Here is a 12,476-nt window from a genome sequence, read left to right on the forward strand (position 1 = left end):
CCGCCGTGTGGTGGCGGGTCGGCCGTGTCGTGCGTTTACTGATGGGTCGGCGTGCCGTGCAGCCGGACCGTGCTCATGATCTTGAGGACGGTCGCCTTCGGGACCTCGTCCTTCACGCCCTTGGCGCCGTAGAAGTTGAACGACACGAAATCGTGGGCGCCGTTCTTGAAGCCGAACGTGACCGCCTTGCCGTCGGAGTCGCACTTGCCCTTCTGCGGCGTGCCGGCCGACTGGGCCCAGCCGATGCTGCCCTTGATGCCCGACTTGGTGGTGAACGCGGTGGCCTTCTTGTCGAACGTGACGCTCTTCTTGTCCGGCTGGGTGTAGCCGCCGTACACCCACCAGGCCGGGGTGTTGATGGCGATCTCGTCCGTGTTCTTCGCGCCGTCCGCACCCTTGGTGCCCACGACCGCGAGCGGGGTGTCGTCGGTACGGCCGTCCTTGTCTTCGTCGGACGAGCACCACTTGGGCCGGTCCTCGGCGGTGCCCGACATCGCGATGAGCGGCTTGGTGCTGTCCGACTTCTGGTCCTCGAACCCGATCTCGAGGCCAGGAGACTGCACCACCCAGTCCCCGGGCACGTCGAACGCGATGCCCCACTTCTGGTTCACCACGACCTTCCAGCCCGCGACGGTCGGCTTCTCCGTCGCGTTGCCGCGCGGATCGTCCTCCGTGGCCGAGGAGGACGGGGCGGACGTCGGGTCGGACGAAGGTGACTGGCTCGTGTGCTTACCGTCCTTGCCTCCTTCGGCCTCGTCGTCCTTCGAGCCGCCGAGGACCAGGAAGCCGGTCACCGCGGCCGTCACCACGACCGCCGCGGCCGCGACGATCGCGATGAGCTTCGTGCGACCGCCACCGCCTTGCGGAGGCACGGGCAGGGGTGCGGTGGGGGGCTGACCCCACTGCGGCTGCTGCCCGTACGGCGCGGCCGGCTGCTGCTGCGGGTACGGGCCAGGCTGCTGCTGCGGGTACGGACCCGGCTGCTGCTCCGCGTAGGGACCCGGCTGCGGGTACTGCTGAGGGCCGGGCTGTTGGGGTCCGGGCTGCTGGTACGGATTCGGCTGCTGATAACCCGGCTGCTGATACGGGTTGTGCTGCGGGTTCTGCGCGCCCCCTGGCGGCTGCTGATCTGGCCACATGGCCAGTAACCCTAGTGCCGCGGCGGACACGGTTCGGTAACCGGTCCTCGTCAGGGTGGTAGCGAAGTGGCGTGAGCGCCGGCACACGGCCTGGCCAGCGACGGCTACCCGTGAGTAACATGCTGTTCATGAGCGCAGACCAGATGTCGATCGGCGAGATGCTCGCCGCCACCGTGCCCATGGCCCGGACGCTGAACCTCGAGTTCGTGGAGACCACCGCCGACCGGGCCGTGGTGTCCCTGCCGGACCAGGGTGAGTTCCACAACCACGTCGGCGGACCGCACGCCGGTGCGATGTTCACGCTCGGGGAGTCGGCGAGCGGGGCCATCGTGCTGGCCGCCTTCGGTGAACAGCTCTCGCGCGCGGTGCCGCTGGCCGTGCGCGCCGAGATCGCCTACCGGAAGCTGGCGATGGGCGCTGTCACCGCGACCGCGACCCTGGGCCGTCCGGCCGCCGACGTCGTCGCCGAACTGGACGCCGGACAGCGCCCGGAGTTCCCCGTCGCGATCGTGATCCGGCGCGCGGACGGCGCGGTGACCGGTGAGATGACCGTCGTGTGGACGCTGCGTCCCAACAGCGAGAACTGACCCGGTACATCCTGGTACGTGAGAAGGGGCCCGCCTGGGCCCCTTTTTCCGTTCGCCCCCCGTTTCTCGCGCGCGTCGATCAGATCTGCGCCGAGGAGGACCGCGAAGGGCTGGTCGTCATGCGGCCCATGCTGGAGCGCGCGGACGAGAACGGGCCCGGAGAATCATGGAAACCCCCTGCGGGGGGCGTCCGCCGAAGGTCCGGGAAGCCGGAGATATCGTGTGCCATCCGCCTTTCCATGCACACGAGTTGACCGAGCGCCGACCGCCCGTCGCACCGCGTTCCAGGGGATACCGGCGGTAACCTTCCGCGTATTCACCGAGCCTGAGACCGAGTCATTCGAGCTCCTTGTTTCAGGTGAGGCGCGTGTGCGAAGGTGAGCCTTCCCGCGGGAGGGCTGAGGCAGGCGCAGAGAACGCCGGAGCCGGCCCTATTGGTACGCACCGATCAGCACTGCTTTCCGACAGGACGCGGTTCGGCATGCCGTCCTGCGGCTGGAAAGGAATTGGTTCCGTGCAGTCCCCTTACCCCCCACGCCCGCCGTACCCGCCGCTGCCCGGTCCGACCGGGGAGTCCGACCGTGATCTCGTCGCCCGGCTCGGCGGTCCGCACATCGCTCACCATCACGCCGTCGCCGTGCTGCTGGCCAGGCACTGGCGTGCCGCCCGCGACTACGCCGTCGTCTGTCTGACCTCGGCGGGTCCCACGGCCCACCTGGTCGCCACCGCCGCCTTCCATCAGGTACTCGGCCGCCTGGCCGGTGGCGCGACCGGCGGTGCGCTGCGCCCCCGGTTGCTGGTCGCCGTCCGTGACATCGTCCGCGCCTGGGCGACGGACGAGGGAACCTGTAACACCCTGCCGGAATTGCGCAGAACCACCGGGGGGCGCGGGCTCAGTGCCACAAAGCCCGGAACACCGGAAAGGCGGCAGCTCGCCGAAAGCGCATTCCATGCCCTTCCCGCCGCCTCGCAATGCCTCCTCTGGCATGCCGAGGTCGAAGCGGAACCCATAAACATACCCGCTGGTCTGCTGGGGATCGACGCGGCCACCGCGGCGACCGCCCTCGAGCAGGCAAGGGAGCAATTCCGGGCGGGCTGCGTGCGCGCCCACCGGGAACTCGCGCCGGCCAGGGAATGCCGTTTCTACAACCGGCTTCTCGACATCCCCATTCGCCGCGGCGGCGTTCTGCTGCCGGAGGTGCGCCGGCATCTGACGACCTGCCGTCACTGCCGGTACGCCGCCGAACAACTCGCCCGCTTCGACGGGGAACTGGGGCTCCTGCTCGCCGAGGCGGTGCTCGGCTGGGGCGCCCGCCGCTACCTCGACTCACGCCCCGGTGCCGGCCGCGGTCCCGGCGGGCCCGGCCCCGGCGGCGCCGGGGAAGGGACGGCCCGCGCCGGGGCGGAGGCGGAGCCGGTGCCCCCGGTGCCCGCCGGCCGGCACCGCACCGCGCCCGAGGGCCGCCGCCGCACGGCGCTGGCCGTGGGCGTGGGACTGACCTCGCTCGCGCTGCTCGCCACGGTCCTCGCGGCCAGGAGCTGGTCCGATGACAACGGTGTCTCCGCGCCCGGCCCCGCCTGGGCCGCCCCCGCGGGCGGGACGACCCGCCCGAGCGGCACCACCGGCCCGAGCGGCGGCGGCCGTCCGAGCGGCACCGGCGCGCGGCCGGCCGCCTCGGACCCCGCCGCCTCCGGCTCCGCCGCGTCGTCTGCCGCCTCGGTCGGCGAACCCGTCGAGGTCGCGCGCGGCCGGCTGCGCGCCCTTGCCGCCCGGCTCTGCCTGGACGTGCGCGGGAACAGGATCAGGGCGGGGGCGGGGCTCCGGCTCGCGGCCTGCTCGCCGGCCGCCTCGCAGCAGTGGTCGTACCGCGACGACGGTCTGCTGCGCAACGCCGCCGACCCGGACCTGTGCCTCACCGCCGACCCCGCGGCGAAGAGGGTCGCGCTGGAGGGCTGTGCCGTGCGCGGGGGAGAGGTGTCGTACGACTTCACGGTGCGCGGTGAGATCCTCCTGCGCCGGTACGAGGGGCTCGCCATGACCCCGGGTTCCGGTGATTCCGTCGGGGGCCCGTCGGTCGAGGCCCGGGACGGCTCCGCGCGGCAGCGGTGGGCGCTGGAGCCGGACCCGGCCGGGCACCCGCGGCCCGGCGCGGCACCGGGTGCGCCGGGCGGCCGGGGTACGGGGGCCTCGCGCGCGCCTGCCGGACATGCCGAAGAGGCACCCGAGCGCGGGACACCGGACGGCATCCCGCGCGGAACACCCCGGGGCGACGATGAGAGCCCCGGGACGTACGACGCGACTCCCCGCTTCGCCCGGGCGCGTGCCGAGACCGAGCCGCGGCGGGGAAGCACGTCCCCGGCGCTCGGCGACCTGGTGTGCGCTGTGCGAGGCCGTGTGGCGGGCGCTGTGCGTCGCGGAGACGTGGTGGTGGGTGCTGTCCGGGGCGGGGCGATGGGGTCCGTGCGTGGTGATGCGATGGGTTCCGTGCGCGGGCTCGTCGGGCCGGGCCGCCACGCGCCCACCTCGCCGGGCCGCCACGCGCCCACCTTGCCGGGCGCCGGCGCCGGCGCCGCGCCGGTCTCCCCCGGGGCCCCTCCCGCGTCGACGACCCCGGGGGAACCGCTCGGTTGACCCGGAAGGAGCCGGGTCGCGAGGAGCCGGTTCGCAAGGAGCCGGTTCGCCAGGAGCCGGGTCGCGAGGGGTCGGTTCGCCAGGAGCCGGTCTGCAGCGCCGGTTCCAGATGGTTCGCGAGGAGAAGGGGGCCGCCCGTGAGGCGGCCCCCTTGTTCCGGTCCCGGTGCGCCGTGTCGTTTCCGGCCCGGTGTGCCGCCCGCGACCTGCGTCTTCCCGCGGGTGTCGGGGTGCGGACCCTCCCGCCGAGGCGCCGTCGGGCGAGGCCGGAATGCGGTGGGCCGGGTTCTCGCCACCGGGCGAAGGCCATGCGCAATTTACAGATGCCGCCCCGGTGTCACGGCGTGTCGCGGCCGGGTGAGTGCCCGGTGAAGGGGCCGCACTCTTGGCGGACTTGTGGCGGTGGGGTGCTCCGGCCGCCGCACCCACCGGTCCCGGCCGGTGAAGCCAATTGCTCGGATTTCCGGTCTCTTGCGGGTAATTCGGTGGGCTGGCCGAATCGAGGCCACCGTGCGTGAAAAGAGCGCGACGTTATTGACCCGTGAGTAGCCCCTCGCTAGTTTCCGGTCCCTCGCACCAGAGAGTCCCGCCGCACAAACCCCCCACCGTGCTGTCTCGCCGATTGTGCCGGAGCATCATGACCTCCCCTGTGCGCGCCCACGACCTGATCCTGTGCATCACTCCCTTCGACGAGCCCGACGCGGGCCTCGCCGCAGCCGCCACCGCCGCCGGCGGCCTCGGTGTCCTCGATCTGGGCACCGGCGACCGAAGATCCCGCGAGGCACTGTCCCGGCTCGCACGGTCCGCGCCCGGACCCTTCGGGGTACGCGTGACCGGGCGCTGCGCCCTGGCCCCCGGAGACCTCGACGGCGCTCCCGGGACCGTGGTCCTCGCCTCGGACGCACCCTGGCGCGTGGACCGGCTGACCTCCGCATACCGGGTGCTGGCGGAGGTGACCGACCTCGAGCAGGCGCGTGCGGCCCGCCGCGCCGGTGTCCACGGGCTCATCGCCCGCGGTGCCGAGGGCGGCGGCCGGGTCGGCCCGCTGAGCACCTTCGTACTGTTGCAACAGATCCTGTCTGCACCGGAGTTGAGCGGCCTCCCGGTCTGGGCCCGCGGTGGCGTCGGACCGCGTACGGCGGCCGCCGCCGTGGCGGGCGGGGCGGCCGGGGTGGTCCTCGACGCCCAGCTGGCGCTGCTCGCCGAGTCCTCGCTGCCCGAGTCGGTCCGGGCCGCGCTGCGGTCCCTGGACGGCTCGGAGACCGTGGTGCTCGGCGGGCACCGGGTACTGCGCCGGCGCGGACCCGACGCCCCGCAGCCGCCCGCCGACGACCCCGGCGCGGTCGCGGCCCTGCTCAGCGGCCGCGACCTGCGCGGCCACCTGCTGCCGGTGGGCCAGGACGGTTTCCTCGCCGCCCGCTTCGCCGAACGGTGGGGCGGTGTGCGGGGAGTGGTGCGCGCACTGTCCGAGGCGGCGCTGGAAGCGGGCCGCCCGGCTCGCTCCGAGTCGGCGGTCGAGACGGCCGGCCCGGCCCTCTCCGAGTCGGCGCTGGAGAAGGCCGGACCGGCCGGTGACGCCTCCGGGGCCGGTGCTGCGTACGCCGGCGCCCGAGGGGCCGGCGGTGCCCTGCGGCCGGGGTCCGCCATGAGCCGGGCGCTCGGCACGCGACTGCCCGTTGCTCAGGGGCCGATGACCCGCGTCAGCGATCAGGCGGGCTTCGCCGCCGCGGTCGCCGAGGACGGGGCGTTGCCGTTCCTCGCGCTCGCCCTCGCCGACGGGGAACGGACCCGGGCGATGCTGACCGAGGCGCGTGCCGCGCTGAACGGGCGGCCCTGGGGGGTGGGCGTGCTCGGCTTCGCACCCGAGGACGTCAGAGAAGCCCAGCTCGAAGCCGTGCGGCAACTGCGGCCCACGCACGCGATCGTCGCCGGCGGCCGGCCCGCCCAGGCCGAGACGCTGGAACGGGCCGGGATCCACACCTTCCTGCACGTGCCCTCGCCGGGGCTGCTGCGGCAGTTCCTGGACGCCGGGGCGCGCAGGTTCGTGTTCGAGGGGTCCGAGTGCGGCGGGCACGTCGGGCCCCGGGCCTCCTTCCCGCTGTGGGAGGCCCAGCTCGCCGTCCTGGAGGACTTCCTGGCGGACACCGGCGCCACGGCGGGCACCGGCACCGCTGACGAGCCGGCCCGGCGGCTGGAGGTGTTCTTCGCGGGCGGCGTCCACGACGAGCGGTCGGCGGCGATGGTCGCCGCACTGGCCGCTCCGCTCACCGCCCGCGGCGCCGCCGTCGGCCTACTCATGGGCACCGCCTACCTGTTCACCGAGGAGGCCGTCACCCGGGGTGCCGTCCGGCCCCTCTTCCAGCGCCAGGTCCTCGCCGCCACCACGACCGCGCTGCTGGAGACCGCTCCCGGACACGCGACCCGCTGTGTGCCCAGCCCCTTCACCGACGGCTACCGGGACCGGGAAGCCGCCCTGCGCACGAAGGGCGCGCCCGACCGGGAGGTCTGGGAGTCACTGGAGCGCCTCAACGTGGGCCGGCTGCGCATCGCCAGCAAGGGACTGGAGCGGGGACCCGACGGCGAGTTGCGGGCCGTCGGCGAGGAACGGCAGCTCGAGGACGGGATGTTCATGGCCGGAGAGGTGGCCGTCCTGCGCACGGCGACCACCACCGTGGCCGCCCTGCACCACTCGGTCACCGACGGCGCCGCCGACTTCCTGACCGCACACGCGGCACACGCAGCGCAGGTCGCACAGACCGTGGGAGCCCTTCGGCCGGGCTCCCGGTCCGCCCGGGAACCCGAGCCGCCCGCGCCGCTCGACATCGCGATCGTCGGCATGGCCTGCATGTTCCCGCAGGCTCCCGACCTCGCCGCCTTCTGGGCGAACGTGGTTTTCGGGCACGACGCCGTCACCGAGGTCCCACCCGACCGCTGGGACCCCGCCGTGCACCACGCCACCGGCGGTACGGCCTCGAAGTGGGGCGGGTTCCTGCCCCCCATCCCCTTCGACCCGCTGCGCTACGGCATCCCGCCCACCTCCCTGGGCAGCATCGAACCCGTCCAGCTGCTGTCCCTGGAAGCGGCCCGCAGGGCGCTGGAGGACGCCGGATACGGTGAGCGGGGGCGGGAGTTCGACCGCTCACGCACCTCCGTCGTCTTCGGCGCCGAGGCGGGCAGCGACCTGTCCAACGCCGTCACCCTGCGCGCCGTCCTCCCGTCGTACTACGGCAAGGTCCCCGACGGGCTGGAGGAACAGCTGCCCCGGCTGACCGAGGACTCCTTCCCCGGCATGCTCGCCAACGTCATCTCCGGCCGGATCGCCAACCGCCTGGACCTCGGCGGCGCCAACTACACCGTCGACGCCGCCTGTGCCTCCTCCCTCGCCGCGCTCGACGTGGCCTGCAAGGAACTGGTCGCCGGCACCAGTGACGTCGTGCTGTGCGGCGGCGCCGACCTGCACAACGGCATCAACGACTACGTGCTCTTCTCCTCCGTCCACGCGCTGTCCCCGACCGGCCGCTCCCGCGCCTTCGACGCCTCGGCCGACGGCATCGCCCTCGGCGAGGGCGTGGCCTGCGTGGTCCTCAAACGGCTCGCGGACGCCGAGCGCGACGGCGACCGCGTCTACGGCGTGGTCAAGGGCCTCGGCTCCGCCAGTGACGGCCGCTCCCTCGGCCTGACCGCCCCCCGCCCGGAAGGCCAGCGTGCAGCGCTGGAGCGGGCGTACCGCAACGCCGGTGTCTCGCCCGCCGACGTCGGCCTCGTCGAGGCGCACGGCACCGGGACCGTGGTCGGAGACCGGACCGAACTCTCGGTACTGGGCGCTGTGTTCAGCGAGGCAGGTGCCACGAACGGGAGTTGTGTGCTCGGCTCGGTCAAGTCGCAGATCGGGCACACCAAGTGTGCTGCCGGACTCGCCGGCCTGATCAAGACCACCCTCGCCCTCCACACCGGCGTCAAGCCGCCCACCCTGCACCTCGAACGGCCCAACGAGGCCTGGACGCAGGACGACAGCCCGTTCGCCTTCCACACCCACGCGCGGCCCTGGGCCGCGCCGGCCGCACAACGTCTCGCAGGTGTCAGCGCGTTCGGCTTCGGCGGCACCAACTTCCATGCGGTACTGGCCGCACACGAGGCCGGCGCACCGCCCCGGCAGGCCCTGGACGCCTGGCCCGCCGAGCTGTTCGTGTTCCGGGGCCGGGACACGGCGGCCGCGCACCGGGAGGTCGCCGAGCTGCTCCGGGCCGCCGAGACCGACGGCCGCCCCTGGCGCCTGCGCGACCTCGCGCTGGCCGCGGCCCGCCGCGCCGACACCTCGACCGAACCGGTGCGGGCCGCGATCGTGGCCCGGGACGCGGCGGCGCTGACCGGGCAGCTCCGGCGGGTCCTCGCCGGGGACCACGATCCGGCCGACGGGATCCACCTCGCCGACCCGGTCCACGGCCGGGTGGCCTTCCTCTTCCCCGGTCAGGGCAGTCAGCGGACCGGCATGCTCGGCGACCTCCTGATCGCCCTGCCCGAGCTGCGCCACTACCTGCACCTCGCCCACGCCCAGGCGGGCCGGCTCTACCCGCCGGCCGCCTTCGAGGAGACCACTCGCGAGCGGCACCGCGCGGACCTGACCGACACCCGGACCGCGCAGCCCGCCCTCGGCATCACCGGCCTGGCCGCCCATGCCTTCCTCACCTCAGCGGGCGTCCACCCCGACCTGGCCGCCGGGCACAGCTACGGCGAGCTGGCGGCGCTCGCCGCGGCCGGCGCGCTCGATCCGGAGACGCTGCTGGAGCTGAGTGCCGAGCGGGCCGGCGCGATCCTGGCGGCGGCGGGCGACGAACCCGGCACGATGGCCGCCGTCGGAGCCCCCGCCGAGCAGGTCGTACACGCCCTGCGCGCGGCCGGCGCACCCGGGACCGTGGTCGTCGCCAACCTCAACTCACCTCAGCAGACGGTGATTTCGGGGCCAACGGCGGATCTGGAGACCGCGGTACGGCTGCTCCGCGCGGCCGGGCTCGGCGCCCGGCGCATCCCGGTGGCCTGTGCCTTCCACAGCCCGGTGGTGGCCCCGGCGGCGGAACGGTTCGCCAAGATCCTCGCGGACAAGACCGTCCGGGCCCCGGAGTTCCCCGTGTGGGCCAACCGGACCGCCGCCCCGTACCCGCCGGACCCCGGCGGGGTGCGGGCCGAACTCGCCGCGCAGATCGGTGCCCCGGTCGCGTTCGCCGCGCAGATCGAGGCGATGTACGAGGCGGGCGCGCGGATCTTCGTAGAGGCGGGCCCGGGCGCGGTCCTCACCCGGCTCGTCGGGCAGATCCTCGGGGACCGCCCGCACCGCACGGTCGCCTGCGAGCCCCGCGCCGACAGCGGCCTGCCCGGCTGGCTCACCGCGCTCGCCGAACTCGCCGTCACGGGCGTCCCGGTATGCACCGCCTGGCTGCTGCGGGGCCGCGACGCCGTGGACGCGCTGCGCACCCCGGCGCCCGCGCGGCCCGGCTGGACGGTCGACGGACACCTCGTACGCACCGCCGCGGGAGCCCCCCTCCCCGGTGCCCTCGCACCGGCCCGACGAGTCCTGGAGACGACCGTGACGACCGACCAGCCGTACGGTGCACGGGGCGACCGGGACGCCCTGATCTCCGAATTCCTGCGCACCAGCCGGGAGATGATCGCCGCCCAGCGTGATGTGCTGCTCTCGTACTTCGGCGCGGCGGCACCGGCAGCCGTCGCACCTCCGGTACCCCCCGGGCCTCTCGGGCAGCCGGCGTACGTGGGCGAACTCGCGCAATCCGAAGCAGAGTTGCCCGCGCACGACACGTACGGCGCGGCGCCGGTGGACGACGTCGAGCGGGTCGTCCTGGAGATCATCAGCGAACGCACCGGATACCCCGTCGACATGATCGAGCCCGGCCTCGACCTGGAGGCCGACCTGAGCATCGACTCGATCAAACGCGCCGAGATAGCGGGCGAACTCGCCAAGCGCCTGGGCATCGCGGGCGGGGCGGGCCTGCTGGACGACGCCGAACTGGAAGAGCTGGCCAAGGCCCGCACGGCGACAGCGGTGACCGGCTGGCTCACCGCCCGGATCGGGGCCGCCGACACGACCGCCGCCGACACGACCGCCCCCGATGCGATCGCCACCGGCGGGGGAGCCGACGCCCCGTTCGCCGACGGGGCCGAGCGGGGCGCTCCGGCCCCGGCCGTACGGGAGGGCGGTGACCAGGTTGAGCGGGTCGCCGTTGCCGCGGCCGAGCGGCACGGGGGTGACCGGGCCGGGGAGCGGGGCGGGCGGGGTGCCGGCGAGCGGTCCGAGGAGATGAACGCCGCGGCACCCGAGCGTTGCGAGCTGCGTCCGGTTCCGCTTCCGGCGCCGGACCCTGCCACGGATGAAAGCCCCGATCTGTCCGGTTGCCGGTTCGTGCTCCTCGGTGACCACGACGGCGACGGTAGGGGAGAGGACGAGAGCGCGAGCGGTGGGGAGGACGGCCGGCAGTCCGGCCGCGACGGTGGTGCCGGGCGCGTGACGGCGGAGGTCGCCGCGCGGCTCGCCGGATGCGGCGCCGAGGTCGTGATCCTGGGCCGCGACCACCTCTTGCGCCGCGACCACCTCTCGGGCTGCGACCACCTCGCCGGCAGCGCCGAGGGCGTGACCGATGGCGTGGGCGACGGCGCGACCGGTGGTGCGGTCGCAGGGACCGCGAGCGGTGCGGCCGGTGACGCCACGGGCGGAGCGGCTGCGGCCGGAGCCACCGGTGGCGCGACGGGTGATGCGGGCGGGGGTGCCGCGGACGGCGTCACCGGTGGCGCGGCGAATGGTGCGAACGGGGCCCTGACCGGGGACGAGGCTGCTCGGACACTCGACGGGGTGGTGTACCTCGGCGCGCTGGTGGGCCCCGGCTTCCCGGTGCTGCCGGACGCCTTCCCCGTGTTCCGGTCGGCACTGGCGTGCGGGCCGCGCCGGCTGCTGGCCGTCCGGGGCGCCGACCCGGCGGGGACGCTGCGCTCGGCGGGCCTGGACGGCCTGTTCCGCACCGTCGTCCGGGAGTACCCCGACATCCTCGCCCGCGTCGTGGCCCTGACGGACATCTCCCCGGCGGCCGTCGCCGACGCCGTGCTCGCCGAGTTGCTAGCACCGGACCGGGCCCCCGTCGTCCTGCGCGGCCCGGCCGGCGCCCGGCAGGGACTCGAACTGCGGCCCGCACCCCTCGGCCCGCTGGGCACCACCGGTGCCGGGCCCGCCGGGGAAGGCGCGGCCGAGGCCTCCGCGCTCGGGCTCGACCGGGACTCCGTGGTGCTGCTGGCCGGCGGCGCCCGAGGCATCACGGCGAGGTTCGCGGCCACGCTGGCCGGTGCCTCCCGGTGCCGCGTCGAGCTGCTCGGCCGCACCCCCGCCCCCACCGCACCCGAGGCCCCGCGGACCGCCACCGCCCGGACCCTCGCCGAACTGCGCACGGCACTCGCCACCGGACCGGGCGCGCCGAGACCGGCGGAGGTCAACCGGGCCGCCGAACTGATCCTCGCCCAGCGCGAGATCACCGCCACCCTCGCCGAACTCACCGCGCTGGGCAGCGCGGCCCGCTACCGATCGGTGGACTTCCGGGAGCGGGACGCCGTCCTGCGGGTGGTCAAGGAGGTGCACGCCGAGCACGGCCGGCTCGACGGGGTCGTCTTCGCCGCCGGAGTGATCGAGGACCGGCTGATCGCCGAGAAGAGCCCCGAGTCCTTCCACCGGGTCCACGGCACGAAGACGGCAGGCGCCGCCGCGCTGTTCGCCGCCCTGGACGACCTGCCCTCGGCGCCCGCGTTCACCGTGCTGTTCGGCAGCATCGCCGCCGTCCTCGGCAGCCGGGGGCAGGCCGACTACGCCGCGGCCAACGACGCCATGGAGGCGCTCGGTGCCGACTGGGCCGGGCGCACGGGCCACCGGGCGCTCACCGTCCACTGGGGTCCCTGGGCGCCGTCCGGCATCCACACCGGCATGGTCGGCGCGGAACTCGGCCGCGAGTACGCCCGCCGCGGGGTGCGGCTGATCGACCCCGACGAGGGCACCGCGGCTCTGCTCCGGGAACTCGCCTGGGGCGACCCGTCCGCCCGCGCCGTCGTCTACACCGCGTCGGGCTGGTGA

The 12,476-nt window shown here is 74.7% G+C and carries 4 protein-coding genes; 3 read left to right on the forward strand and 1 reads right to left on the reverse strand.

What is annotated here, in order from left to right:
• Nucleotides 1-35: 35 nt before the first annotated feature.
• Nucleotides 36-1,139, reverse strand: a complete 1,104-nt coding sequence (locus ACGFT2_RS00305; protein ID WP_393271900.1) for a hypothetical protein — start codon at nt 1,137-1,139, stop codon at nt 36-38.
• Nucleotides 1,140-1,267: 128 nt separating this feature from the next.
• Here ACGFT2_RS00305 and ACGFT2_RS00310 point away from each other — a divergent pair, with 128 nt between their 5' ends.
• The 3 genes from ACGFT2_RS00310 (at nt 1,268) to ACGFT2_RS00320 (ending at nt 12,476) form a co-directional block, all read left to right on the forward strand.
• Entirely contained in the window at nt 1,268-1,726 is a 459-nt protein-coding gene (locus ACGFT2_RS00310) for a DUF4442 domain-containing protein (RefSeq protein ID WP_393271902.1), read from the forward strand.
• A 514-nt stretch (nt 1,727-2,240) separates the two neighbouring features.
• Nucleotides 2,241-4,358 (forward strand): RICIN domain-containing protein, encoded by a 2,118-nt coding sequence (locus ACGFT2_RS00315; protein ID WP_393271904.1) that lies wholly within the window; start codon nt 2,241-2,243, stop codon nt 4,356-4,358.
• Nucleotides 4,359-4,994: 636 nt separating this feature from the next.
• Nucleotides 4,995-12,476, forward strand: coding sequence for an SDR family oxidoreductase (locus ACGFT2_RS00320; RefSeq protein WP_393271906.1), 7,482 nt, complete (start codon nt 4,995-4,997; stop codon nt 12,474-12,476).

Source organism: Streptomyces sp. NPDC048514 (assembly GCF_043199955.1).
In the GTDB taxonomy this organism is placed as follows: domain Bacteria; phylum Actinomycetota; class Actinomycetes; order Streptomycetales; family Streptomycetaceae; genus Streptomyces.